The 27,000-nt window shown below is 59.5% G+C and carries 14 protein-coding genes and 1 pseudogene; 14 read left to right on the top strand and 1 reads right to left on the bottom strand.

Going from position 1 to position 27,000, the window contains the following annotated elements; all coding sequences use genetic code 11:
• The first annotated feature begins 2 nt into the window (after positions 1–2).
• Positions 3–2,696 carry an FG-GAP-like repeat-containing protein gene (locus BRAS3843_RS10005; protein ID WP_244425210.1) on the top strand — a complete coding sequence of 898 codons (2,694 nt, stop codon included), beginning with the start codon at positions 3–5 and terminating at the stop codon, positions 2,694–2,696.
• Positions 2,697–2,732: 36 nt separating this feature from the next.
• Here BRAS3843_RS10005 and BRAS3843_RS41430 read toward each other — a convergent pair whose 3' ends face one another.
• A complete protein-coding gene (locus tag BRAS3843_RS41430; protein ID WP_175361101.1) occupies positions 2,733–2,924 on the bottom strand; it encodes a hypothetical protein in 192 nt (63 codons plus the stop codon).
• Between the two features lie 40 nt (positions 2,925–2,964).
• On the opposite strand from BRAS3843_RS41430, the gene BRAS3843_RS10000 reads away from it, so the two are divergent.
• The 13 genes and pseudogenes from BRAS3843_RS10000 to BRAS3843_RS09945 all read left to right on the top strand — a co-directional run.
• Complete coding sequence (locus BRAS3843_RS10000) at positions 2,965–6,354, top strand: RHS repeat domain-containing protein (RefSeq protein ID WP_244425208.1); 3,390 nt, start codon at positions 2,965–2,967, stop codon at positions 6,352–6,354.
• A gap of 1,309 nt (positions 6,355–7,663) precedes the next feature.
• On the top strand, positions 7,664–10,420 hold the full coding sequence (locus BRAS3843_RS09995) for an FG-GAP-like repeat-containing protein (RefSeq protein WP_008968726.1): 2,757 nt from the start codon (positions 7,664–7,666) through the stop codon (positions 10,418–10,420).
• A gap of 503 nt (positions 10,421–10,923) precedes the next feature.
• A complete protein-coding gene (locus tag BRAS3843_RS09990) occupies positions 10,924–13,632 on the top strand; it encodes an FG-GAP-like repeat-containing protein (protein WP_035981285.1) in 2,709 nt (902 codons plus the stop codon).
• A gap of 151 nt (positions 13,633–13,783) precedes the next feature.
• Positions 13,784–17,338 (top strand): RHS repeat domain-containing protein, encoded by a 3,555-nt coding sequence (locus tag BRAS3843_RS09985; RefSeq protein WP_008968724.1) that lies wholly within the window; start codon positions 13,784–13,786, stop codon positions 17,336–17,338.
• Between the two features lie 1,119 nt (positions 17,339–18,457).
• Positions 18,458–20,590: a type II secretion system secretin GspD gene (gene gspD / locus BRAS3843_RS09980; protein ID WP_244425205.1), complete on the top strand. Its 2,133-nt coding sequence runs from the start codon at positions 18,458–18,460 to the stop codon at positions 20,588–20,590.
• The gene (locus tag BRAS3843_RS09975) at positions 20,590–21,810 is read left to right on the top strand and encodes a type II secretion system F family protein (RefSeq protein WP_008968720.1); all 1,221 of its coding nucleotides are present in this window, start codon (positions 20,590–20,592) and stop codon (positions 21,808–21,810) included. The genes gspD and BRAS3843_RS09975 overlap by 1 nt, the downstream gene beginning before the upstream one ends.
• A pseudogene (locus BRAS3843_RS42485) lies at positions 21,807–21,905 on the top strand (prepilin-type N-terminal cleavage/methylation domain-containing protein); the annotation flags it as partial. The gene BRAS3843_RS09975 and the pseudogene BRAS3843_RS42485, both read left to right, overlap by 4 nt.
• Positions 21,906–21,911: 6 nt before the next feature.
• Complete coding sequence (locus BRAS3843_RS09970; protein ID WP_244425226.1) at positions 21,912–22,277, top strand: GspH/FimT family pseudopilin; 366 nt, start codon at positions 21,912–21,914, stop codon at positions 22,275–22,277.
• Positions 22,278–22,289: 12 nt separating this feature from the next.
• Positions 22,290–22,814 (top strand): prepilin-type N-terminal cleavage/methylation domain-containing protein, encoded by a 525-nt coding sequence (locus BRAS3843_RS09965; protein ID WP_008968718.1) that lies wholly within the window; start codon positions 22,290–22,292, stop codon positions 22,812–22,814.
• The gene (locus BRAS3843_RS09960) at positions 22,811–23,494 is read left to right on the top strand and encodes a prepilin-type N-terminal cleavage/methylation domain-containing protein (RefSeq protein WP_008968717.1); all 684 of its coding nucleotides are present in this window, start codon (positions 22,811–22,813) and stop codon (positions 23,492–23,494) included. Before BRAS3843_RS09965 ends, BRAS3843_RS09960 begins: the two co-directional genes overlap by 4 nt.
• The gene (locus tag BRAS3843_RS09955) at positions 23,479–24,351 is read left to right on the top strand and encodes a type II secretion system protein GspK (RefSeq protein ID WP_244425203.1); all 873 of its coding nucleotides are present in this window, start codon (positions 23,479–23,481) and stop codon (positions 24,349–24,351) included. Before BRAS3843_RS09960 ends, BRAS3843_RS09955 begins: the two co-directional genes overlap by 16 nt.
• Positions 24,348–26,111 (top strand): ATPase, T2SS/T4P/T4SS family, encoded by a 1,764-nt coding sequence (locus BRAS3843_RS09950; RefSeq protein WP_008968715.1) that lies wholly within the window; start codon positions 24,348–24,350, stop codon positions 26,109–26,111. Before BRAS3843_RS09955 ends, BRAS3843_RS09950 begins: the two co-directional genes overlap by 4 nt.
• A gap of 87 nt (positions 26,112–26,198) precedes the next feature.
• Positions 26,199–27,000 (top strand): hypothetical protein (locus BRAS3843_RS09945; protein ID WP_139024811.1); only part of this gene is annotated, 802 nt, incomplete at its 3' end.

Raw genomic sequence — 27,000 nt, 5'->3', positions numbered from 1 at the left:
CTGTGAACCCGGCCGGCGCTGCGACCTACTCCATCCCGATCTCGGTGCCGCCGGGCGCGGCTGGCATGAGTCCATCTCTGTCGTTGAACTACAACAGCCAGGGTGGCAACAGCCTTCTCGGTGTCGGCTGGTCCTTGGGCGGTCTATCTTCAATTGGACGTTGCCCGCAAACCGTCGCGCAGGATGGCGCCATCCGGCCTGTGTTTTTCGACTCTAACGACCGCTTCTGCCTGGATGGTCGTCGGCTCGTGGTGGTCACCGGATCGTACGGTGCCGACGGTGCTGAATATCGAACCGAAATCGACACTTACTCGAAAATCATCTCCCACGGAACGGTCGGGACCGGACCGGCCTGGTTCGAGGTGCATACGAAGTCTGGCCAGACCTTGGAGTACGGTCACTCGGCCGATTCGCAAATCATGGCCCAGGCGAAGAGCAGTGTGGGGATTTGGGCCCAGAACAAGGTCACCGATCCCAAGTCGAATTATTACACGATTGCGTACACCAACGACACGACGAACGGTCAGTTTTACTCGAGTCGAATCGACTACACCGGAAACGCGACGACCGGGATGGCGCCATACAATTCGGTGCAGTTCGTGTACGCCGACCGGCCAGATAAACCGCCGCGATTTCAGGCCGGCTCAATGACCCGAGTTACGGTCCGTTTGACAAACGTGAGGACCTTCATTCGCAGCTCGCTCGTCAGCGACTATCGACTGACATATCAGGACAGCGGGTTCGTTCGTGCCAGCTATCTGTCGGCGGTGGGGCTTTGCGCGGCTGACGGAACATGCCTGCCGCCTCTGAGCTTGTCCGTAACCTCGCCCGAAACCGGAGGATTTGACCCGGTGGGCGTGTACCCGATTCCGAGTGGGAACGTTTTTGGTTCATCGCCGACCGGGTCCTACACCTTGGTGGTTGGCGATTTCAGTGGTGACGGCAAGACGGACTACGCACTGATCGGCTCGAATGCCCAGTACGTTTTTCTCAGTAAAGGCGATGGGACATTTCTCGAGAAGGACACGGGTGGCCTGCCGAACGTGTTCGGGACACCGCCGTCAAATTCATATGCGCTTGTGGTCCAAGACTTTACGGGCGACGGAAAGATGGATTACGCGTTCATTGGGACCAATGCTCAATATGTCTTCATAAGTAACGGTGACGGTACGTTTTCCGAAAGAGATTCGATCATCCCGAATGGATGGAGCTTTGGTACGCCTCCCACGATCACTTACGACGTCGTTACTGGCGACTTCAATGGCGATGGGCGAGGAGATTATGCGCTAATCGGAAATAATGGCCGTTGGGTGTTCCTCAGCAACGGTGATGGGACCTTCGCTGCTACAGGCGAATATCCGTTGACCAACGGATGGAGCTTCGGTTCGCCTCCGCGGGCGAGCTATGATGTGATCACGGGTGATTTCAACGGCGACGGCCGTGGGGACTATGCATTGTTGGGCAGCGCCGGGCGCTGGGTCTATCTGAGCAATGGCGACGGCACTTTCACGCCGACCGGCGAGGTGCCGCTTTCAAATGGCTGGGCGTTCGGGTCTCCGCCGCGAGCTGCCTACGCGGTCGTCACCGGGGATTTCAATGGTGATCGTCTGGGGGACTATGCGCTGATCGGGACGAACAGCCAGTATGTGTATCTGAGCAAGGGCGACGGAACGTTCTTGCCCGTTGGGACCTATCCGATCCCCAACGGATGGGCATTCGGTTCGCCGCCGACCGGGTCGTATTCCGTGACGTACGGTGATTTCAACGGAGATGGTTGCACCGATTACGCTTTGCTCGGGAACAATGGACAGTGGGTATTCCTAAGCAATGGCGATGGGACGTTTTCGCAAACCGGTACACTTCCGTTGCCGAACGGCTGGGCATTCGGAAGCCCGCCTTCAACGTCCTATGCACTGGTGACCGGAGACCTTAACGGCGACGGGCGAGGGGACTACGCGCTGATCGGATCGAACAGCCAATATTCCTACCTCAGTAGTGGGCAGCCGTTCTATCTCGTCAGCTCGATCTCGTCCGGAATCGGAGCGCAGACGTCCATAACGTATCAATCGACGGCCACGGCATCGGCGCCCTATCAGAAGGGAACCGACGCGTCTTATCCGATCGTCGACCTTCAGGTGCCGATCAACGTCGTTACCCGTGTGGACGTGTCGAACGGCGTTGGCGGTGCCCTTAGCTCAACTTACAGCTATGCCGGAGCCAAGGCGGATCTCAGCGGACGGGGCATGCTCGGTTTTCGCCAGATGACGATGCAGGATCTGCAGACCGGTATCAGCAAAACGACATCGTATCAGCAAAACTTCCCGTTTACCGGGGCGGTGTCGTCCGTGACGAGCTCGCTCAGCTCGCAGACAATCAGTCAGAAGAGTTTCAGCTACCAAGCAACATCGACAGTATTCATCTCGGGTCAGCCGCAAACGGTCAGCTGGCCAACCGGCAGCCCGCCATATAGTGTTCAGCTCTCGCAGACGGTCTCAAGCGGCTCGGATCTGGACGGATCTACGTTGCCGAGCGTGACATCGTCGAGCCAGTATGACGCATATGGCAATGCCACGCAGGTTGCGGTGTCGACGTCGGACGGGTTCAGCAAGACGACGATGAACACCTACAGTAACGATCCTTCGCTCTGGTATCTCGGTCGTCTCACCAGAGCTTCCGCAACGAGCGTCGCGCCCTAGAGGCGCGACATGACGATATCAATCGCGTGTGCCTGGTCACACGCGATTGGGAAGGTTTGTGTCTTGCGTTGAGCCGATCAGGATCTGATCGAGCGTTTCCGGCGATATTTCTTTCGGCGACTTGGGGGGTGGCGCTATGAAGACCGTGACCAGAATTGTCATACCGTCCGTTATGGCCGCAATTGCGCTGCTCGTGTCGACCCCGGTCTTGGCTTCGAGCAGCGTCATACAGACGTCATCCTTTGCCTATGATGCGGGCACGGGGATCGTGACCCAGCAGGTGGTCGAGCCAGATACGCCGGCGGTCCGCCTGCAAACGGACTACACCTACGACAATTTCGGTAATGTGCTGACCTCGACCGCCAGCGGGGCGGACATCGTCACGCGGAGCAGGACGAGCAGCTATGATGCGCGCGGGCAGTTCGCGACCTCCAACGCCAATGCGCTTGGTCAAAGCGAGAGCCTGCAATATGATGCCCGCTTCGGGCAGCCGACCAGCCAGACCGGGCCGAACGGATTGACGACCAGCTGGAGCTATGACGGGCTCGGCCGCAAGATCCTGGAAGTCCGTCCTGATGGCACACAGACCAAGTGGACATATCAATTCTGCAGCGGCGTCAATGGAGGCACTGCAACCTGTCCTTCGGGCGCAAGCTATCTGATCCAGCGGACGTCGTATGCGGCCGATGGCACGACCGTGAATGGCCCGTTCGCGATCGTTTATTATGACGTGCTCGATCGCGAGATCGTGCGCGACAGCCAGGGCTTCGACGGCAGTACGATCCGTGCGACGACAAGCTATGACGGACTCGGGCGGGTGTCGCAGACGAGCCGGCCTTACTTTGTCAACGGCGGCACGCCACAATATACGATGTTGACCTATGATGCGCTCGGCCGCGCCCTGACCAAGACCAAGCCGGACGGCAGCGTGTCCCAGGTAGCCTATCATGGGCTGACCGTCGCCAAGACAAACGCGTTGGGTCAGACCCGGACGGTGACCAGAAACAGCCAGGGCAATGTGGTGTCGGCGACGGATGCGCTCGGCCACACCATGACCTATGCCTATGATGGGCTCGGGAATCTCCTGCGCACGACCGATCCGGTCGGCAATGTCGTCACGGCGAGCTACGACGTCCGCGGCAACAAGGTCGCGAGTGCGGACCCCGACCTCGGCAATTGGAGCTACGGCTACAACACGCTCGGGCTGCTGGTCAGCCAGATGGACGCCAAGGGCCAGACGGTCAGCCTGGCCTACGACAAGCTCGATCGCCTGGTGCAGACCGTCGAGCCGGACATGACGAGCGCTTGGGTCTACGACACGGCGGCGCATGGTATCGGTAAGCTCGCCTCCACGAGTATCACGGTAGGTCCGGGATCCGGGTTCTCCCGCAGCGCGAGCTATGACGCCCTGGGGCGTCCGATTCAGGTGGCGACCACCATCGACGGCGCGACTTACATCATAGGTGCCACGTACGATGCCAATGGCTCGCTCGCCAAGGTCAGCTATCCCTCCGGGTTCACGGCCCGTTATGGCCACACGGCGCTTGGCGATGCCAATCAGCTTTTGGACGACGCGACCGGACAGGTCTATTGGACCGCGAACACGCTCGATGCCGAACTGCGCGTGACACGGGACACGGGCGGCAACGGCCTCACGACGACCCGGAGCTTTGATCCGTTGTCGGATCGGCTCACCGGCATTGCGACGGGTACCGGGGGCGCAGTCCAGAACTTCAGCTACGCCTATGATCGGGGAGGCAATCCTCTGTCTCGGTCTGACGCAAACACCAATCTGAGCGAGACATTCACCTATGACGCGCTCAATCGGCTGACGTCGTCGACGGTCAATTTGAGCCCGACGCCGCTGTCGAAGACCTTCTCCTACGATTCGATCGGCAATCTGCTGTCGAAGTCGGATCTCGGCAATTACAGCTATCCGGCCGCCGGCTCCGCGCTGCCTCATGCGGTGATGAGCGTCAGCGGCGGCTCGATCAGCGCCACTTTCACCTATGATGCCAACGGCAATCAGACCTCCGGTCTCGGCCGCAGCCTCGTCTATACCTCCTACAACAAGCCCTCCAGCATTACGCAAGGGACGCGGACGATTTCGTTCCTCGACGATACCGACCACCAGCGCTTCAAGCAGGTGACGCCGGAAGGCACCACGCTCTACATCTCGGCCTTCGGCGTGCAGGCGGAGGTCAGCAATCCCGGAAGCGCGTCCCCCCGCTGGACGGATTATCTCTCGATCGGCAGCTCCATGCTCGGCATCCGGGTCTCGCAGCCGGGCTCGGAGACGCTGGCGACACGCTACTTCCACACCGATCCGCTCGGCTCGATCTCAGTCATTACCAACGAAAACGGCGTTGTCCAGGAACGGCTCTCCTACGACGCTTGGGGCAAGCGACGCTTTCCGAATGGAACCGACGACCCGAGCGGCAGCATCACAAGCCAGACGATGCGGGGGTTCACTGGAGAAGAGCAGCTCTCGGTCGCCAGCCTGGTCCATCTCAACGGTCGCGTCTACGATCCGATCCTCGCCCGAATGACAAGTGCGGATCCAACGGTTCCTCACCCCATTAGTCCGCAAGGATGGAACCGATATGCGTACGCAAGCAACAGGCCTTTAACGTCCGTCGACCCATCGGGCTACTATGACGCGGCGTCGTATACGTACGATGCAACCTTTGGATGGGTGCAAACACAAACGCTAAATACCATAGAAGTTGTTGGGTCGATATCTCCGGACAATGTCAAGAATACCGGCGGCAGCGCCTGCTGCATTGACAATAGTGCCTACATTTATCCAGGTCTTACACTTTCTCAGCAGATTAACGGGTTCGTAGCGCAGCAAACCGCCTATGCGAGCCAGCAGGTCGCTTACTACAACACTCTATTTTCTCAGTCATTCGTTCCGACGCCGACGCCAAACGTCGTGGACCTGTTTCCTGCTCTCAACCAGCCAGTTTATATTCCGTCAAACAGCTTGGTTCAGCAGGTTGGCTACAACGGAGTGCCGCAAGCGGCCCCTCCGTCGGCGCCTACGCCAGGCGCTCAATTGGGCGACGCGCTCTCAAACTTCATGAGCCGGTGTCTCGAGGAATGCGGGGGAATAAGCTACTTTACAGGCTCAAACGGGCTGCGTGCCGGCATCGGAGGGCTGCTAGAGCTCTGCGGAGCTGCGTGTGATCCGGCAACGCAAGCGTCCATTGGAGATCTTCCAGGGGCGGCTGTGTTGGGCGGACTAGGCGCCTATGGCAGAGTGGGCATGAAAGGGATAGATTCCCTTGTAGGCGCCAGGGGCTTCGGCAAATTGGGTGGAATAATATCCAGTTCGGAAAACGCGGCCGGTGGTACGGTCGTTACGGCAACGGGGCGCGTTGTCGGAAGCGATTTTGATCTAGCGGTAGAAGGCGGAATGAGACGTGGTGGTGAGGTTAACATCTTGAGCGGCGTTCATGGAATGTCGGATGGAACGATATTCCCCGACAAGAGCCTCCTTGCGGAAGATACGGCCCGCTTCGGTCACTTGGAGGGCGTGAATGTTCTTGACTATAACCGGCTGACGGACACCGAAAGAAGTTTGTTGCTTCGAGGGCCAGGAACTACAATTGGGGCGTTCTGCGACAGCGCTGCCTGCCTCAAGCCTTACCGATGAAAAGACCGTGACATACTTTGCAGATCTAACCCCCTATAGTTACGGGGCTGCGGATACCTCTGCAGCCTCGACGCTAAACGTTGGATGGCTCGCCGCGGGCGTTGACTTTCCAAGAAAATTAGCCGAGCCGCAGTTTGTCGATCGGCTATGGCGCTTTTGCCAAGTATCAGTTGGTCAGACTAGAGGTCTTCACAAATGTGAATTGTGTTGCTCATTTGATGGAAATCTCGCGCAGAAAAATGGAGAAAGATTGTTGCTCGGATCGGCAGAGATTCGTGTCGTATCCGATCGAGGAGAGCTTTTTGCCGCGCCAAATTTGATCTATCATTACGTTGTACAACATGATTACGCTCCGCCAATGGAGTTCGTTCGTGCTGTCTTGCTGGGACCGTGTCCTCCGGAAGATCGCTATCGCGAATTGCTGTCCAAATTTGGGCTTGACTGGCGCAAGACTTCCGTCCCGGAGTTAGATAGCAGGCCTGTCCGGGTTGTGAGGACCCCAAATGGGGTCTCCAGAATAGAAGAATAATTTGTGTTGGAAGCATAAAAGGGCGTTGCGGTAATTATCCAGAGTGCCTGATTGAACGGGTTTTGCGATGAGCGGGCGGCTAAATACGGACTTGCGAGATTGAGTGTTGGAGGATGCCCCCCCATGCACAGGAGCTTCTTAGTCGGATCCTTACAAGCTGTGGCCGTAAATGGTTGTGCTTGAATCGCCGGCGAATGGCACAGTCGATATGCTTTGCGGCCAAAACCCCATAAACTTCATTAGTCGTTTAGCAGCTGGGCTGCATTGGACCGGGTGATTGTGTTGCGCGATGAGGTTCATTGAATTCGATAGGTTGCCTTCTCCTGGTGCTCGTGCTTGGAAAACAATCTCACTGGTTCGAAGTCGCTGCCAAAAGCGTACTCTAACGTTCCTCGATACGTCGCAGCTAGACACGCTTGCCACACCGTTCGACTTAGGCCTGTGACAGAGTAGATGATCGCGGGACTGCGCTACGACTGCCTCCTGATAGTTGAAAGGTTCTCATGCATTTGATCGATATATGATGCGGGTCATCTCCGTAACATCTCGGCGTTACCTCAACGTCACGTTGTGGATAACTCGCAGTGCCGCTTGCGGGTAAAATACGAGTGCTGTTCGATACCGTAGTTCGACGGGGTTCATGCGGGGGCATGGGTGATGGTGTCGGTGCGAAGGGCGTCGCGGCCGCAATTTCGGTCGTGGGCGGGAAAAGGCTTGTGTCTTGCTGGTTGGGCGGCGTGTTTTTTGGCCGCAAATACAACCTTAAGTAATGCCGGATCAATGTCGCTGCCGGGTCAGGTCTCTGTGAACCCGTCCGGCGCATCGACGTATTCGACTCCGATCGCGCTACCTCCGGGGACGGCAGGTGTCGTGCCGTCGCTGTCGCTCGATTACAGCAGTCAAGGGCCTAACGGGCTGCTCGGGATTGGCTGGTCGCTCGGCGGACTGCCATCGATCGGCCGCTGCCCGCGGACGCCGGCGCAGGACGGTGTGCTCGGCGCCGTCAGCTACGATGCCAATGATCGCTTCTGCATGGACGGGGAGCGGCTGATCGCGATCGGCGGAACCTACGGTGCTGATGGTACGGAGTATCGGACCGAGGTCGACAGCTACAACAAGATCATTTCCCATGGCACGGCCGGCACGGGCCCCGCGTGGTTCGAAGTCCGTTCCAAGTCCGGTCAGGTGATGGAGTTCGGACACACGACGGATTCGCTCGTTCTGGCGCAAGGCAAGACGACGGCGAGGTCATGGGCCGTCAACAAGGTCAGCGACACCAAGTCGAACTACTTTACCGTCACTTACGTCAGCGATGCTGCAAACGGGCAAGCCTATCCCAGCCGCGTCGACTACACGGGAAATGCCGCGGCGAACGTCGCGACCTATAACTCGGTGCAGTTCGTCTATGCCAGCCGGCCCGACGTCGTTCAGGGTTATCAGGGCGGCTCGATTGTGAGGACGACGGTCAGGCTTACGAACGTCAAGACTTTCGCCGCATCGTCGCTCGTCGCCGACTATCGGATCGGGTATCAGCAGAGCGATTCGACGCAACGCAGCGAAGTCGCGTCGGTGGCCGTATGCGCCGCAGATGGTGCCTGTCTTCCGGCCACAAATTTCGGATGGCAGTCGGGCGCGGGTAGCGGCACCTTCACCGGGACCACGCAGACGCTGCCGAACGGTTGGAAGTTCAGGGCCGACGCCAAATACATTCCCATCACCGGCGACTTCAATGGTGACGGGAGGACCGATTACCTGCTGATCGATAGCAGTGGTTATCCCTATCAGTATGTGTTCCTGAATAACGGCGACGGCACGTTCACGGGCCAGACCCAGACACTGCCGAATGGCTGGAATTTTCCAATCAACAGCAATACGCCGAACGTGAACACGCCGATCGTTGGCGACTTCAACGGGGACGGAAAGACAGATTATCTGCTGATCGATGCCAACGGCTATCCCTACCAATACGTGTTCATGAGCAACGGCGACGGAACGTTCAGGGGCCAGACCCAGACGCTGCCGAACGGTTGGAAGTTCAGCGCGAACCTCAGATACACCCCGATCGTCGGCGACTTCAATGGCGACGGCCGAACCGACTATCTCATGGTCGATGGCAACGGCTATCCGTACCAGTACGTCTTCATGGGCAATGGCGACGGGACATTTGCCGGAATCACCGAGACGCTGCCAAACGGCTGGAATTTTCCCAACAACAGCAACACGCCAAACATGAACGCTCCGGTCACCGGAGACTTCAATGGGGACGGCAAGACCGATTACGTGCTGATCGACAGCAACGGCTATCCTTATCAGTATGTCTTCATCAGCAATGGCGACGGAACGTTCACGGGGCAGACCCAAACGTTGCCGAACGGCTGGAAGTTCACGATCAACAAGAATACCCCCAATGCCAACATGCCGATCGTCGGCGACTTCAACGGCGACAACAGGGTCGACTACCTCTTGATCGATGCCAACGGCTACCCGTACCAGTATGTCTTTATCAACAATGGCGATGGGACGTTTTCCGGACAAACGCAAACACTGCCGAACGGCTGGATCTTCAAAGCGAACCAGCCGTATTTGCCCATTCCCGGTGATTTCAATGGTGACGGCAAAACCGACTATGTCGTGATCGACTGCGGCGGCTATCCTTATCAGTACCTCTTCATGAACAATGGGGACGGTACGTTCTCAGGCCAGGTCCAAAACCTGCCGAACGGCTGGAATTTCCCGATTAATGCCAACACGCCGAACGTCAACTTTCCGATCGTCGGCGATTTCAACGGCGACGGCAAGATGGACTACCTCTTGGTCGACGCAAACGGGTACCCATACCAATATGTCTTCATGGGCAATGGACTCATCGGCGATCTGATCGTGACGGCTAACACCGGGCTGGGTACGACGACGTCGATCTCCTATCTTCCGCTGACCAACGCCAGCGTCTATTCGAGGGACAACTCGGCGTCGTATCCCGTGTTCGATCTCCAGATTCCGTTTTACGTTGTATCGCGCATTGATACCTCGAACGGGGTAGGCGGGACATACAGCTCGTCTTATTCCTATGCCGGTGCGAAAGCAGATCTGTCGGGCCGCGGAATGCTGGGTTTCCGGCAGATGATGGTGAAGGATCTGCAGACGGGGCTCTCGGACACGACGACGTTCCGGCAGGATTTCCCCTATATCGGACTAGTGGCGTCCACGACGCGGTCAAATGGGACCCAGGTGCTGGGGCAGTCGACCAACACTTATCAGCTCGCGAACGCGAGCGGTACGACGGCGATCAGTCCGTCGAGTGCACCTTATCGGGTTTCGCTGGCCCAGAACGTGTCGAGCGGGACCGATCTCGACGGCTCCGCGCTGCCGACGGTGACGACGTCGAACCAGTATGACGTCTATGGCAATGCGACGCAGGTCACCGTGTCGACGCCGGACGGGTACAGCAAGACGACCGTCAATACATACAGCAATGATCCGGCGCTCTGGTATCTCGGCCGTCTCACCAGAGCTTCCGTCACCAGTATCGCGCCCTAGCAGCACGAGATGACGATATCGATGCCGTGTGCCTGGTCACACGCGATCGGGGGGGCTCAGGATTTTGTCGAGCGATCTCGGCAACTTTGGGGGCGTCCTAAAAGCCGTGACCAAGACGTCTGTGCCGTCCGTTGCTGTCGCAATTGCGCTGCAGGTGTCGAGCTCACGGCGGGTGCAAGCAGGATCAGGCGAACGGCGTCGTTTGCCTATAATGCTGTTTCGGGCCTTTCGATTGAGAATGCCTGTGCGCGCCATCTCCATATCATCTGGTTGTCGTCTCTACGTAAAGTTGTTGATAATTAGCAATAACGGCTTGAGGGCGATTAGGCCGCAATGTTCCACTACCGTAATTCAACGGGGATATCCATGCGGGGGCATGAGATGGTGCCGGTGCAAAGAAAGCGACAGCCGTGGTTTCTCGCGTGGGAGCGGAGCGGTCGGCTAGTCGTCGGTCTAGCGGCTTTTTTTGGGTGGCCTCCACAACCGTAGGTATTTCTGGGACGATGTCTCTATCGGGCCAGTTCTCGGTCAGTCAGACCGGCGCGGCGACTTACTCTTTGCCGATCGCGTTGCCGCCCGGGTCGGCTGGTGTGCTGCCATCGCTATCTCTGGATTACAGCAGCCAAGCCAGCAATGGTCTGCTTGGAGTTGGGTGGGCCCTAGGCGGATTGCCAGCCATCGGTCGCTGTCCTCAAACGACGGCACAAGATGGATCGCTTGGGGGTGTCAAATACAATATGAGCGACCGCTTCTGTATGGATGGGCAACGCCTCGTTGCTACGAGTGGATCATATGGCTCGGACGGCGCAGAGTATCGGACCGAAATCGAAACATTTTCCAGAATCATATCGCACGGTTCTGCCGGCAACGGACCAGCTTGGTTTGAAGTTCATACCAAGTCCGGTCAAATTATGGAGTTTGGTCGCACGTCAGATTCGCAAATCCTTGCGCAGGGAAAAAGCACCGCTCGAGCCTGGGCTATCAATAAGGTCAGCGACACAAAATCTAACTATTTCACAGTCAGTTACACGAACGATCAAGCGAATGGACAATTCTATCCGGCGCGGATTGACTACACCGGTAACTCAGCTGCTGGGGTGAGCCCATACAATTCTGTCCGCCTCTCGTACGCTGCGCGTCCGGACATGCCAATTCGCTATCAAGCTGGTTCGATGATGCGCACGACTGTGCGCCTGACGGACATCAAGACATACGTTGGCGATGCGTTGATAAGCGACTACCATCTCGGTTACTACGACAATGGAGTGCCTCGGGCTAGTGTGATCACCACAATCTTGTTATGCACCGGAGATGGGTCATGTCTTCCAGAGCACATCATTGGCGTCACTGTTCCGGCTACAGGAGGCTTTAATTCCATTGTGGTGAATCCGATCCCAGGCGGAGCCGGTTACGGAACTCCGCCTACGGCGATGTATGATTTGCTGGTAGGCGACTTCAATGGTGACGGAAAGACTGACTACTCTTGGCTGGGTGCGCACAACCAAACGGTGTTTCTCAGCAATGGGGACGGAACATTTACGTCTGTAGATACAAATCCCATTCCTGGCGGGGCTAGCTATGGTACGCCGCCGCACGCGCTTTATGATTTGATGGTTGGCGATATTAATGGGGACGGAAAGACTGACTATGCGTTCCTGGGCGATCACAATCAAACGGCATTCCTAAGCAGAGGCGATGGTACATTCAGCGTGGTCGATACCAATCCCATTCCGAGCGGGGGCAGCTTTGGTTCGCCGCCGAGTGCGCTGTACGCGCTTATGGTTGGAGACATCAACGGTGATGGAAAGACCGATTACGCCTATCTAGGCGCGCAAAGCCAGACTGTTTTCTTGAGTCGAGGTGACGGTACCTTTTCGGAGGTCGATACCAATCCACTGCCGAATGGCGCCGGTTATGGCAGTCCGCCAACGAGCCTCTATGCCCTTGTAATCGGTGATTTCGACGCTGACGGACGGACCGATTATGCATTCATCGGTGACCACAATCAGACGGTCTACTTCAGCAAAGGGGATGGAACATTCTCGTGGGTTGATACGAATCCGCTGCCCAGCGGCAGCACGTTCGGAACACCGCCGACTAGTCAGTACGCGCTGGTTAGCGGCGACTTCAACGGTGATGGCGCTGCGGACTACCTCCTCAACGGTGCCTCGACCCAGACAGTGTTCCTGAGTAAAGGTGATGGGACCTTTGCCGAATTTCACACTAACCCAATTCAGGGCGGAGGGCCGTTTGGCACACCGCCGACAGCCTCATATTCGGTGGTAACGGGCGATTTTAATGGGGACGGACTTTCAGATTACGCGTTGTTGGGCACGTCAAGCCAATCAGTGTTCTTGAGCAACGGTGATGGTACGTTTTCGTTAAAGGACACTCATCCGCTGCCGTATGGGTTCGCATTTGGGTCGCCGCCAACGAATGGCTACGGGCTCGTAGCCGGTGACCTTAACGGTGACGGATTGAGTGATTACGCCTTTATCGGCGCGAACAATCAGTTCAGCTATCTAGGCATTGGACAGACGTACTACCTGGTCAACTCTATCTCAAATGGGCTCAACGCGAATACGTCAGTTACGTATCAATCGCTCTCGGCTCCAGGAAGCGCATATGCGAAGGATGCAAATGCCGTCTTTCCGACCGTTGATCTTCAGTTGCCTCTCTCAGTTGTCTCGCGTGTGGATGCATCGAACGGGGTAGGTGGGACGTACACCTCGAGCTACAGCTACGCGGGCGCCAAGGTTGATTTGACAGGGCGTGGTCCGCTCGGCTTCCGTCAGATGACGGTGAAGGATCTGCAGACGGGGATCTCGGACACCACGACGTTCCGGCAGGACTTCCCGTATACCGGCATGGTGGCTTCCGCGACGCGGACCTTGGGCACGCAGGTGCTGGGGCAGTCGAGCAACACGTACCAGTTCAGCAATGCTGCCGGGAGCACGACGATCAGCCCGTCAAGCGCGCCCTATCGGGTGTCGCTGGCGCAGAACGTGTCGAGCGGGACTGATCTCGACGGCTCGGCGCTGCCGACGGTGACGACGGCTAACCAGTATGATGCCTACGGCAATGCGACGCAGGTCACCGTGTCGACGCCGGATGGCTTCAGCAAGACGACCGTCAATACCTACAGCAACGATCCTTCGCTCTGGTATCTCGGCCGTCTCACCAGAGCTTCCGTGACGAGTATCGCACCATAGAGGCGCGGCAGTGAGGATGTTGGTCGCGTGGCACGCCACGCGATCGAGAGGGGTTTGTGTCTCGCGTTGAACCGATCAGGACGCGATCGAGCGTATCCGGCGAGTTTTCTTCGACGACTTTTTTCTTTCGGCGACTTGGGGGCTTGGCGCCATGAAGACCGTGATCAGAACTGTCGTGCCGTCCGTTGTGGCAGCAATCGCGCTGCTGGTGTCCAGCCCGGGCTGGGCCTCGAGCAGCATCACGCGAACCTCGTCATTCTCCTACGATCCTGCTTCGGGGCTGCTGACGCAGGAAGTGGTCGAGCCGGATACGCCGGCGCTACGGCTGCAGACCGACTACGTCTACGATGCCTTCGGCCACAAGCAGTCGGTCACGGTCAGCGGCGCCGACATCGCCAGCCGCTCCAGCACGAGCAGCTACGACGCGAGGGGCCAGTTCGCGACCTCCAATAGCAATGCGCTGGGACAGAGCGAGAGCGTCCAATATGACCTGCGGTTCGGGCAGCCGACCAGCCACACCGGGCCGAACGGACTGACGACGACCTGGAGCTACGACAGCTTCGGCCGCAAGATCCTGGAGGTTCGTCCCGACGGCACCCTGAGCAAGTGGATCTACCTGTTCTGCAGCGGCGTCAATGGAGGCACAGCAACCTGCCTCTCCGGGGCAAGCTACCTAGTCCAGGAGACCTCCTACGCCGCCGACGGCACCACGGTGATCGCGCCGATTGCGACCGTGTTCTACGATGCGCTGGAGCGAGAGATCGGACGACAGACCCAGGGCTTCGACGGCAGCCTCGTCCAGGCCACCAAGGCCTATGATGCGCTGGGGCGGGTGACCAGGACAAGCCGGCCGTACTTCGCCAGTGGCGGCACGCCGCAATACACCACCTTCACCTATGACACTCTGGGCCGGGTGGTGACGACGACGCAGCCGGACGGCAGCGTGTCGCAGGCGGCCTATCACGGGCTGACCACGGTCGAGACCAATGCGCTGAGCCAGACGCGCACGACGACCAAGAACAGTCAGAGCCAGATCGTGTCGGTCACCGACGCGCTCGGCAAGACCCTGACCGCTTCATATGACGCGGTCGGCAACATGGTGCAGACCACCGATCCGGACGGCAACGTGGTCACGGCGAGTTACGATCTGCGCGGACGCAAGATCGCAAGCTCCGACCCTGATCTCGGAAGCTGGAGCTACAGCTACAACACGCTCGGGCTTCTGACCGGTCAGACCGACGCCAAGGCGCAGACGGTTACTCTCACCTACGACAAGCTGAATCGTCTGGTGCAGCGGGTCGAGCCGGACATGACCTCGGTCTGGGTCTATGACAGCGCAGCGAACGGCATCGGGAAGCTGGCCTCGAGCAGCATCACGGCGGGCTCCGGCAACGGCTTCGCCCGCAGTTTCAGTTATGACAGCCTCGGCCGGCCCTCCCAGGTTGCGACCACCGTCGATGGCGCGAGCTACACGATGGGAGCGACCTATGACGCCAACGGCCGGCTGACCAAGGTCAGCTATCCCTCCGGCTTCACGGCGCGGTACGGCTACAACAGCCTCGGTTTTGCCAACCAGCTGCAGGACGACGCCACCGCCCAGTCCTACTGGACGGCGAATGCGATGGATGCCGAAGGCCATATCACCCAGCAGACCGCCGGCAACGGCCTGGTCACTATCAGAGGCTTCGATCCTCTGACCGGACGGCTGACCAGCGTCGCCACCGGCGTCAACAATGCCGTGCAGAACCTGGGCTTCGGCTATGACCGGCTCGGCAATCTGACCTCGCGCAGCGACGCCAACACCAGCGTCAGCGAGAGCTTCGTCTACGATCCGCTGAGCCGGCTGACCTCGTCGACGACCAATCTTAACCCGTCGCCGCTGGTCAAGACGTTTGCCTACAGCGCGACCGGCAACATCCTGTCGAAGTCGGATGTCGGCACCTATACCTATCCGGCTGCCGGGCAGCCGCTGCCGCACGCGGTGATGAGCGTCTCGGGTGGCATCATCAGCGCCACCTTCACCTACGATGCTAACGGCAACCAGATCTCTGGCCTCGGCCGGAGCATCGTCTACACCTCCTACAACAAGCCCGCGAGCATCACGCAGGGTACGCGGACGATCTCCTTCGTTGACGACACCGAGCATCAGCGCTTCAAGCAGGTGACTCCGGAGGGCACGACGCTCTATATCGCAGCCTTCGGCGTGATGGCGGAGGTGCAGAACCCCGGCCAGGTCACCCAGAAGTGGACCGATTATTTGTCCGTCGGCAATGCCAAGGTCGGCATGCGGGTGACGCAGACGGCGTCGGAGACGCTGACCACGCGCTACTTCCACACCGATCATCTCGGCTCGATCTCGGTCCTCACCGACCAGAATGGCCTGGTGGTCGAGCGGCTCTCCTATGACGCCTGGGGCAAGCGGCGCAACGTCAACGGCACCGACGACGTTAGCGGCAGCGTCACCAGCCAGACCAATCGCGGCTTCACCGGCGAGGAGGAGCTGTCGGTTGCCGGCCTCGTGCACCTCAACGGCCGCGTCTACGATCCGCTGTTGGCGCGCTTCACCAGTCCCGACACGATCACGGAAAGCCCGTTCAGCACGCAGGGCTGGAACCGCTATTCCTATGTCGGCAACGACCCGCTGACCTTTACCGATCCGTCCGGCCACTGCTTCCTCGGCTGCTTCTGGAACGCGATCGGCAAGGCGGTCGGCAGCGCGGTGAAGGCCGTCACCCATTTCTTCCAAACCAACGCCATCGCCAGGGCCATCCTGCAGATCGGCGCGACCATCCTGCTCAACGCGGTGCTCCCCGGGATCGGCTTCGCCGGCATGTCGCTCGCGGTCGCATCCGCCGCGGGTGGTGCGATGATCGCGACGGGGTTGTCGGGTGGCAATATAGGCCAGATATTAAAGGCAGGTGCTATAGCTGCCGCAACGACATTTGCTTTCGGTAAGATCGGTCCAACGCCGGCATTTGCGGACGCACCCGGGTTATTCGCCTTGAACGTCGGCGAGAATGCTGCCGTAGGTTGCGTCTCGTCGGTTGTGAGCGGCGGGTCATGCGGATCGGGCGCAGCAGCTGCCGCAGTCAGCGCTGGATTTTCCCCCTATCTGCCGAAGGATTTGGTCGGTGGAACCATTGCCCGCGCTACGGTGGGAGGCCTTGCGTCCGTGGCCGGTGGCGGAAAATTCGCGAACGGCGCGATCACGAGCTCCTTCCAGTATCTAGCGACGCGGACTTTGGAGGAGGCACAACAGAGTAGAGAAGACAATTTTAGGAACGCAAATGCATTTGCTCCAGCGATCCCAATCATTGGAGCGGCTGCTCTATCAGATTTCTTGTTCGGAACGTCGGCTGTTGCCGCAGCGTACGGACTATGGAAGACTTGGACGGTCTTTAATGCACCACCGGCAAACGGTGGAGACGCAGCACCTCATGGCGCATCGGATCATGACGGCGCAATCGATGACAAGGTTGAGGAACTCAAGGCTGAGGGCGCGACAGATATCCGAAAAAATCAAGCACAAGTTGATGCGAACGGTAATAAAGTGGGGACGAATCGCCCGGACCTTCAGTGGACTGACACGGATGGAAATCGAAATGCTCAAGAGTGGGGTCGCAGCGACGATCGGCTGCAGCAGCAGAAGAGCCGAATTCTATGCAACGACCCGACATGCACAGTAACAACTACAAAGTTGAGGTGAGCATTCTGGAGCTATTCGAACGCTTCACCTTTTCGATCTTGCCGTGCCAACTCGAGTTGGCACGAGCGTCGATAAAGAGACAAGGCGAGCTATGGGGAAAGAGTTTCGTGTTTGATAGGCCCAGTCCGTTTGACGTAAGGCTCATTTACAACTCTCCCGACGGGCCAGATCGGGCTCCGGCCGTTAACATCGGGATATTACTAAGTGAGGTGGAGGGAGTAGAGGGCCGGAAGACGCTATTTGTCAGCAGCGTGGCCGACGGGTACTCTTCAATGATTACCTGTATTTCGCGGGAAATCCCCGGAACGCATCTAACATTTGCGGTATCCCGTCCTAAGATCAGGTACCCAGGTTGTTCATTTCGCGCAATTCGCGATGGTGAGACTGTGCGCACAGTTTATGCGATGCTAGACAATAGTTGGGTGTTCTTTGAGCGGGGTAGCCCGCTTCCATTTGAAGAAGTCGACCTTTATAGCGCTCGTCGTAAGAGGGATCGCCTAAGTGTTGATATTTTGTCGTCTTACATTGGACGCTTGGGCTACGGCTCACTGAAAACGGAGTTTTGGATCCGGACGACTGCGCCAGCGCAACTTATGGCGACGAATGGATTTAGAATTGGTGGCGCACAAGAAACTCAAATCGACCGTAGTCCGCAATAGGTGGATCAAAATAGTTGTCAAGCCAGAGCGCAACAGCATCGGCCATCTTCGCGGCACGCACCTCCGGGCGGTCGGGTGAATCGTTCGAGCTTTCGTTTGCAAACGATCGGCTGCGAAACGAAGCCATAAGCATTATTCGTCCCTAGCATAGCCCCTTCTTACGGCATTCGCGCCCTTCGTGAGTCGAAATGGTGTGTACGAGTCCCCGATAGGAGTAGTAATTCTTACCCCAGATTATCGAAATGGCTTAAGGTAAAAATCATCGGCTAATCAGCGGTGTTGCTGCGTCGAGTTTGGGGGGGCCGTGTCGCGCTACGGAGCTTGTCAGCTTCGAACTGTATTGCTTCCGCTGGCGCTCGCGCTTTCGGCATGCCAGACGGTCGATGATAACTCGTCGTCATTTGCTTGGGGGCCGGCGCAGGCTCCGGACTCGATCGCAGCATCTCAAGTTCAGGCCGCCGTGAGACCAGCCGGATCGACGGGGCGATCAAATCGGCTCTCGGGTTCGCCGCTGCTCGCCGATACGCGGGGGAATTCCTCGACTGTCATTGAAGGCTCCGGCCGCTTCGTCGGTGAGCCTGCAACCGGCTCGATCTCGGGCACCTCTGACGAGGTTGCCAATGGCGTGACGATCAATCTCGTCAACGTGCCGGCGCCGCAGGCGGCAAAGACGATCCTCGGCGATATCCTTGCCGTCAAATATACAGTCGATCCCGGTATCGAGGGCAAGATCACGATCCAGACGCCGAGGCCCGTTGCGAAATCGACCGTCATCGACCTGTTTCAATCGGCGCTACGGGCCAACAATGCGGCGCTGGTCAATAACAGGGGCATCTACCGCATCGTCGCCGCCGATCAGACGGCGCTTGCGGGCGCCTATCGCACGGAGAACAATCCTGACTCCGGCGAGGCGGTCGGCGGCGGTCTGCAGGTGGTGCAGCTCAAATATGTCTCGGCCTCCGAAATCAGGCGCGTGATCGAGCCGATCGCGCCGCGCGGCGGCGTGGTCCGCGTCGATGACGCGCGCAACCTGATCACGCTGTCCGGCAATCGCCAGGAGGTCGCCGCCATGATGGAAGCGATCACCCTGTTCGACGTCGACACCATGAAGGGCATGTCGTTCGCGGTGATCCCGGTCAAGACCTCGCAGCCGGACGCGATCGCAAGCGAGCTGAAATCCGTGTTCGCCTCCGACCGTGACGGGCCGATGGCCGGCATGGTGCAGTTCATTCCCAACAAGCGGCTGCGGTCGATCCTGGTGATCTCGCCGCAGGTTCAATATCTGCGCCGCGCCGAGAGCTGGATCCACCGCCTGGACGCCCAGGCCGAGGGCAATGAGAAGCAGCTCTTCACCTATGCCGTGCAGAACCGGCGGGCTCAGGAACTCGTCGACGTCCTGCAGTCGATGTTCGCTGCCGACGCGGCCAATAGCGCGTCGCGGCGGACCGTTGCGCCGAACTATCAGGACGCAACGCTGCAGTCGTCATCTCCTGCGCCGTCATCAAATCAGAACGCAAATGGTCCGGCTTTCACCAGTAGCCTCGGAATGGGGACCAGCTCGATCAGCGGTGCCAGCCGGACGCCCGGCGTGTCGTCATCGGCCGGGGCAGGTCCATCAGGTGCCGCTGCATCCGTCGCGCAACTCGGCAAGGATAGCGATGCGGACGGGCCACGCGTCAAGATCGTTGCCGACGAAGCTAAGAACTCGGTGCTGATCGAGGCGACCGATGCGGACTATAAGCGGGTGCTCCGGGTGATCGAAACTCTCGATCAGATGCCCAACCAGGTTTTGATCGAAGCCACGATCGCTGAAGTGACGTTGAATGACGAGTTGCAGTTCGGTGTTCAATGGTACCTGCAGAACAAGCAATCGAAGTCCACGTTCAGCACCTTGTCTTCCGGTATTGTCAGTGCCGTATTTCCAGGATTTTCCTATGCGCTTGCAGCCGGCTCCGTTGCCGCGACGCTGAGCACGCTGAACGAGATCACCAACGTCAACATCGTGTCGTCGCCGTCGCTGACGGTGATGGACAACAAGACGGCGGTGCTGCAGATCGGTGACCAGGTGCCGATCACCACCCAATCGGCGACCAGCACGCTGACGTCGAACGCGGCGATCGTTAATTCGGTCAGCTACAAGGACACCGGCGTGATCCTGTCCATCACGCCGCGGATCAACGAAAGCGGCCGCGTCCTGCTCGATATCGAGCAGGAAGTCTCCAGCGTGGCGAACACGACGTCATCAAACATCGATTCGCCGACGATCCGCCAGCGCAAGATCAAGACCAGTGTCGTCGTGAATAACAATGACGCTCTGGTGCTGGGCGGAATGATCCAGGACAGCAAGTCCGTCAGCCGCAGCCAGCTGCCGATCCTGGGAGACATTCCGTTCATCGGAAGCGCAGCCAGCAACAAGGACAATGTGCTGACGAAGACGGAGCTGATCGTGCTCATCCGTCCCCATGTTATCCGCAGCCTGGACGAGGCGCGAACGATCACCGACGAATACCGCCGCTACATGGCGATCGAAGGGCCGCATCGCCGGGTGCCGGCGCGCAACTTGGAAGCCACAGGACGCAGGATCTTGGATTGATGCCGCGCTTTCGTTACCGCGCCTATGGTCTGGACGGCTCCTTTGCCGAGGGGACGATCGAGGCGGCGAGTGCTGACGCCGCTCAAGATGCGCTTTGGGGGCAAGGGCTGTCGCCCTTCAATCTGCGAGCAACTGACAACGCCGGGACAAAATGGTGGAATCGCGAGATCACGCTCGGGGGTGGGGCGCAGCGCGCCGACCTGGTCGCGTTTACGCGTGAGTTCTCCATGCTGTGCGCGGCTGACATTCCGATGGATGATGCCTTGCGGATCGTCCTGACGCAGGCGACCTCGGTGCGGCTGAGGACATTGGTCGAGGCGCTTCTTGCGGAGGTGCTCAACGGCCGGCCGCTGTCGGAGGCGATGCAGGCGCAGTCGCGTATCTTTCCGGCAGACTATGTCGCAGTCGTGCGGGCCGGCGAGACTGGAGGACGATTGGCTCACGTGCTGGTCGAACTCGCCGAGCTCTTGGAGCGGCGAGCGGAGGTCCGCACGCGTATCCAATCCGCCCTGATCTATCCATCGATGCTGATCGTGCTCAGCCTCTTGACGCTGATCATCATCGTCGGTGGGGTTATTCCATCGATGGCGCCCATCTTTACCCAAGGCGGCAAGCCGGTTCCGGTCACCATGCAGGTCATGCTCTCGCTCAGGGAGCATTGGGCCGAGATCGCAGGAGTACTGTTTACGCTTATCTTGGCCGGCGGCATCGCCGCAGCGGCGGCGCTGGCAGAGCCTGAGCGACGCCGTCGTCTGGATGGGCTGGTGCTCCGGCTCCCGGTGCTCGGCACTTTCCTGCTACAGCAGGAGACGGCGCGTTTCACCCGCACCTTGGGAACGATGCTGACGGCGGGAGTTCCGCTGGTCCAGGCGACCCGGTCGGCAAGCGGCGTCGTCGGCAACCTTCATCTCGGCGCCGGGCTCGATCGCGCGATCGAAGCGATCCAACAAGGAACAGCGTTGCACCGGGCGTTGCGGAACGAGGTTACGCTGCCGGCGATCGCGCTGCAGATGATCTCGGTCGGCGAAGAGGCCGGGAAGCTCGATCGCATGCTGGTGCGGGTTGCACTCATGCTGGAGCGGCAGATCCAGGCCAGCATCGATCGCTTCATGGCGGCACTGACACCTGCGCTGACGGTCGGGATCGCCTTGATGGTCGGCGCCATGATCATGCCGGTCATGAACGCCGTGCTCAGTATTAACGATCTGGCCGCACGATGACAAAGCTCGCAATCGACAACCGGCATGGCACCACGGCGGGCTTCACCCTGGTCGAGATGCTCGTTGTTCTCGGAATCATCGCGCTTGTGTTGGCGACGGCGATGCCGCTGCTGTCTGGCGGTTCCGACACACTTCGGCTGGAGACGGCATCGACTGAGATCACGGCCGCCTTGCGGGCTACGCGCGCGGCCGCGATCATGCAAAATGCTGTCATGACGCTGAAGCTGGACGTCGATCGCCGAACATTCGGATCGGCTGTGGTCGCCATGCGCACGTTCGCACCGACCATCAATGCCAAGCTGACCTACGCGGCGGCCACGCGCGCGGCGTCGTCCGAGGGCGGCTTCCAGTTTTTTCCGGACGGATCGTCAACGGGCGGAGACCTCGTACTAGCGTTGAACGGAAAGCAGGTTCGACTTTGCGTCGATTGGTTGACGGGAATGGTTCGCACGGCAGCGACGTGCTGAAGGGGGATCGTGATGCAGAGTCCGATCGAGACAGCGCCAGCCCGCCCGGTCTGGTCCGCGGCCAGCGTGCTGGTCAGGCGGATTGGCCAATGCGCGATGCCGGCAAGGCTTCTACCTGGTACAATCGTCCAGGAGCGTTCGAGCCGGACGGACGAGGCCGGCTTCACTTTGGTCGAGGTGATCGTCGCACTGGCGATGCTGTCGGTCGGTCTCAGCATTCTGTTCGGTATGATCTCGAGCGGTCTCGGTCGGACCGGCACTGCTGAGAGGACCGCTGAAGCTGCGTCGCTGGCGCAGTCATTGTTGGCTGACGTCGGTACTGAACTCGCTGTCGGAGTGGGCGCGCGCAGCGGCGAGTTCCCGCATGGGTTCCGTTGGCAGCTGATAATGCGCCCATACCATCAGTCGCGCGAGGGAGCAGAACGCAGGATCGAGCTCTATCTGGTGTCCGCGCAGGTTGGCTGGGACGAAGGGGCCGGTCAGCGCTCGTTCGAACTGTCGACGCTTCGGTTGGGCCCGAGGGTCACGAGGCCATGAGCCGGCTTTGCGAGCCATACGGCGGGAGGGGCAACGAGGCCGGATTCACTCTGGTCGAAATGATCGTGGCGCTTGCGTTGTTCAGCATGGTCGCGGTGTTGCTGTTCAACAATGTCAAATTCGGCGTGTTGGCGTGGCGTAGTGGCAGCGCTCGCGCCGACGAATTGCAGCGCAGCGTGGTGACGCAGGAGCTCCTGCGTCACCTGCTGGGCAATGCCTATCCCATGACGTCAGCGGAAAATGCGCTGCAGCCTCGGGTCGATTTTGAAGGCACGAAGGAGGCCGTCGAGTTCCTCAGCGATGCGCCGGGCGTGTCCGGAGGCGCCGGCCGCTTCCGCTTCAAGTTGTTCGTTGATCATGCGCGCGAGCGGACCGATCTCGTGATGGTGGCCACGCCCGAGCTGGCGAGCGCACAGGATGTCTCGGCGACAAGGACATTGCTCGTCTCTGACATCGATCACGCCGATCTGGCGTATTTTGGCGCGGCGGCGCCGGGGGCGTCCGGGCAATGGAACGACAGCTGGCTGAAGCAGAGCGACATTCCGGGTCTGGTCCGTCTGCGCGTGGCGTTTCGTGCGAATGACCCGCGGACCTGGCCTGAGCTTCTGGTCAGCTTGCGGGTGCGGGTGGATGTGAGCTGCGTTTACGATCCGATTACGATGCGTTGCCGGGGACGGTAGGCGATGACGCGGGGCGCAAGCAAATGCCGGTGGTAACAGTGCTATGGGCGCTCGCGCTATTGACGGCAGTGTCGACATCCCTGCTGTGGTCCGGCAGCGTGTCCTACGGACTGGCACATAACGACCTTGAGCTGGCCGGCATCAATGCGATGGTGGAAGCGGGCGTGAACCTGGCCGTCGATGGGATGCTCGATCCAACGCCTGACCACCGGTGGCCGACTAACGGGCGTCCGCATGACGCCACCTTTGACGGCACGCCTATCAAGATCACAATTCAGGACGAGCTGGGTAAGATCGACCTCAACCAAGCCGATATATCGCTTCTGATCAGCCTGCTGCAATCCGCTGGCCTTGATGCCGATGCGGCGAACACTATGGCGGAGAAGATCGTCGACTGGCGGATCGCGACACCGCTCAAGCACCTCAATGGTGCCAAGGACCGGGATTATGCCGCGCGTGACAGCGCTTATCGACCTCGGAACGGGCCGTTTCAGAGCGTCGACGAGCTTCTGCTTGTGATGGACATGACGCCGGAGCTCTTTCGAAAAATCGCGCTAGCCCTGACCGTCTATTCGGGACGGCAGTTCGTCGATCCTCAAGTTGCTTCGCCCGAGGTATTGCGTGTCATGCCCGGCATGACGCCACAGGCCGTTGACGCTGCGTTGGCCGCGCGTCAGAACAGGCGGCCGATCATGGATGCGCTGGCCGGCGATGCCCTTGCATATATGCGCGGCCGTGCCTTCACGATCCGATCAGAATTTGCGCGGTCCTCGCGCGCGATCGTCGCGGATGTCACCATCCGGCTCACGGAAAACCCGAACCAGCCCTATTGGGTGTTGAACTGGAGGTTGAAGTGACCGGCAATCGCGGCGCATCGCTCCAACTGCTTAAGCCGCGCGCAGCTTCGCGGTTCGTCCAGTCGGTGGACGATGCGCGACCGGAGCAGAACTTTGGCGACTTTCTTCTCACCGAGAAGATCATCGATCGCATGGTGCTGGAGCGCGCCGATAGCGCTGCGCGGAAAACCGGCGATCGGCTCGACCGGGTGCTGACGAAGCTCGGCCTGGTGTCGGAATCCGACCTTGCGGTAGCGCTGTCGAGGTTCCTGTCGGTGGAGCTGGTGCGCTCCGCAGACCTTCCGATTGAGCCGGTGCTGCCGGAGATAATCGAGCCCGACTTCGTGCGGCGCAATCAGGTTTTGCCTCTGTGCGTCGAAGGCGGCGTGCTCTCGGTCGGAGTGACCGATCCCTTCAATCGCGAGCCGGTTCGCGCGATCAGCTTTCTGACTGACCTTGCGCTTGATGTCCGGCTTTTTGCCGTCAGCGATTTCGAAAGGGCGTTCGAGGCGCTCTATGCCACGACAGAGACCGAGAGAGAGGGAGGGCCGTCGGCTTCGGCGGAGGCTAGCGAGGTTGACGTCCAGCGGTTGCGTGACATTGCAAGCGAGGCGCCGATCATCCGTCTGGTCAACCAGATCATCGCCAACGCCGTCGAAGCGCGCGCCTCCGACATCCATATCGAGCCGAATGTCGATCAGGTTCTGGTGCGCTATCGCATCGATGGTGTGCTGCAGTCAACGCAGGTGCTTTCGTCGGGACTGCGGGCCGCCGTCACCTCGCGGCTGAAGATCATGTCCAAGCTCGACATCGCCGAGCGGCGGCTGCCTCAGGATGGTCGCATCAAGATCGCGGTGCGCGGCATTGACATCGATCTCCGCGTCTCGACCATTCCGACTGCCTTCGGCGAGAGCGTCGTGCTGCGCATTCTGGACCGCAATCGCGTTGCGCTGGACTTCAAGCAGCTTGGCTTTTCTGACGGGCATATAGCGGCGTTTCAAAAGCTCTTACAGGAGCCCAATGGAATCATCCTGGTCACAGGTCCGACCGGAAGCGGCAAGACGACGACGCTCTATACCGCGCTCAAGGCGTTGAACAACGCGGAACGGAAGATCTTTTCGGTTGAGGATCCGATCGAGTACCAGATGCCGGGGATCAACCAGGTTCAGGTCCAGGCAGAGATCGGGCTGACCTTTCCGCACGCCCTACGGGCGATCCTGCGCCAGGACCCGGATATCATCATGATCGGTGAGATCCGCGACCTGGAAACCGCCCGGATTGCAATCCAGGCCTCTCTCACCGGCCACCTTGTGCTATCGACGCTCCACACCAACAGCGCGGCGTCCGCGATCACACGATTGATCGATATCGGTGTGGAGAACTATCTGCTGGCGTCGACCCTCAAGGGGGTCATCGCACAGCGTCTGGTTCGGAAGCTGTGTCCCCATTGTGCGGGGACCCACCGGCAGACGGACTATTGGCGCGAGGCGTGCGAGCGTGCCTTACCGGGCATCGCAGCGCTCGGTCCGGCAGATATCCGCCAGCCGCTCGGCTGTTCCGAGTGCGGTCAAGTCGGGTTTTCTGGCCGCTCGACCATTGCCGAAATGCTGCTCGTCGATGAGGTCTGCCAAAGCCTCGTGCTGTCGAAGGCGTCAGACGCTGCAATCGAACGCGCTGCCCGCGAGCGCGGCATGTTGAGCATGTACGAAATGGGAGTGCAGAAAGTCTGGCGCGGCGAAACAACCATTGATGAGGTGTTGCGTGCGACACGAATGGGTTGAAGGAAACATGCGTCATGAGCATAAGCGCGGCTTCAAATTGAGAGTGTGTCGATGCGGCTAACGTTGGGCCAACATGGTCTGGCTCGGTTGCTGGACCTGACCGGTCGGGCCGGGGCGTGGTGGCTGGAGGAATTCTTCAGTTTGCTGCCCGCACGTTATGCCGCGTCTCTGAGAGGAAAGGCCCGGCCGACGCTTATCGTGGGCTATACAGATGGGCAGCTCGAATTGCGGCTGCGAAGCGCCGGGGCGGATGTCGACGAAGCCGAGCGCGTCGTCACTGAAGACGCTGTGGCAGCGATCGACGCCTTCCTGTCGCAGCGCGATCTCGACCGGCGCGACACCGAGACCGGTTTGCGGTTGCCGGAAGAGCTCGTGTTCAGCCGCGAGCTGGCTTTGCCGGTCGAGGCGAGGGCGTCCATCGACGCGATCGCAGCCCAGGATCTGGCACGCAAGACGCCGTTCAAAGCCGCCGACATCCATTCTGATCACGAGATCGACCGCGGAATCGACGGAGGCCGTCTCCTCGTTCGGCAGTGGGTCACGCGGCGGCAATCCGTTGAGCGTGCGGTTCATGAGCTTGGCCTGCCATTGGCTGAACTGAGCTTTGTCACTTTTGGCGAGCAGCAGCCTGCTCCATCGATCCGACTGTCGCGCGAGGCTAGCAAGCGCAACGTTTGGCAAGCCGTTCTCCCGGCGCTTTGCGGTAGCGCCGTCGTCCTCGCGGTGCTGTTGGGCTATCTGGAATATTCCAACCAGCAGACGACTCTCGATCGCTTGGCGGTGGAGATTGCCTCGGCGGGCCATAAGGCGCGGCAGGTGCGTCAGACGATCGATCAGCTGCGTGCGCGCAGAGATGCGCTGGTTCGGCTGCGTCTTCAGCATAGCGAAG

This window comes from Bradyrhizobium sp. STM 3843, assembly GCF_000239815.1.
Lineage (GTDB): Bacteria > Pseudomonadota > Alphaproteobacteria > Rhizobiales > Xanthobacteraceae > Bradyrhizobium.
Note: the sequence above shows the minus strand (reverse complement) of the source record. Positions and strands in the feature narration are given on the sequence as shown.